1 protein-coding gene is annotated in these 1,195 nt (G+C 41.1%); it reads left to right on the top strand.

From position 1 onward, the window contains the following. A partial coding sequence (locus tag ACESM0_RS06140; RefSeq protein ID WP_372904686.1) for a carbohydrate binding domain-containing protein occupies positions 1-1,195 on the top strand: 1,195 nt, incomplete at both ends.

Below are 1,195 nucleotides of genomic sequence, written 5' to 3' on the forward strand. Positions count from 1 at the left end.
GTTGAACGAGCAGGATATTACCATTGATGTTGTTGAAGGTGTTGTAACTATTACTGATGCCGACGGCGGTACTGCTGAAGTAGTCGTTGCCGACCAAATCGGTACAAATGGTGTAGTACACATTATTGATGCGGTCCTTGTTCCGGATCTTGGTGACGGTAACGGAGGTGAACCTAGTGGTGACAACATCATCATTAATGGTGACTTTTCTGAAGGACTTGAACCTTGGTCAACTTTCGTAGCAGATTTTGAAGGTGTATCTGCAGACATAGATGCTAGTGGTGGTGAGGCTGCCATTACAAATATTGCCGGAGCCGGTGGTGAAGTATGGCACGTACAGCTGAATCAAATTCTAAGTACTGAACAAATAGATGCTTTAGTAGTCGGAGAAAACTATAAAGTTACATTTGACGCTAGTGCTGGTGTAGATGACCGACAACTTAAGCTCTACTTCGGAGAGAATGAAGGTGGTTTTGTAGCTCTTCATGAAGCTAACTTCGATCTAACAACAAATACCGAACCTTATGAAACTGTCTTTGAAGTAGACCAAACTTTTGGAGATATGAAATTAGGTTTTGAAATGGGTTTGAGTAACGAAGATGTCTTCATCGATAACGTAACCATGGAAGTAACTCAAGAAGAACCGGGCGGCGGAGGAAACGGCGGAGATATAGCAGAACCTACATCAGCCGCACCCACACCCCCGGATAGGAATGCCGATGACGTCATATCAATTTACAGTGATGCTTATGATGATATTGCCGTTACCACCTTTGCAACCGATTGGAGTGAAGGAAGTTCGGTAGTTGATGATATTGAAATAGCTGATGGTGATTTCATCAAACTATTTGATATTGTTAACTTTACCGGCATTCAGCTTGACGGTTATATTGATCTGACTGATTTCACTCATATGCATTTTGACTTTTGGATTGCCGATGAATCGGTTGAAGAAGGTGCTGTTCTAAATCCAAAATTATCCAACCATGCTGATCAAAATGGAGAAACCAGTGCTATAGGGTCAACTAATTCTGTAGTGACAACCGGCGAATGGGTTTCATTTGATGTGGCACTTGATGACTTTACAGATGAATTTGGGGATGGCGTTTTAGATAGAGAAAGTATTTATCAAATTCTCTTGACTACAGCAGGTACTATAAATAATGTTTATATAGACAACCTCTATTTCTACAAA

The sequence above is a fragment of the Rhodohalobacter sp. genome, from assembly GCF_041686455.1.
Lineage (GTDB): Bacteria > Bacteroidota > Rhodothermia > Balneolales > Balneolaceae > Rhodohalobacter.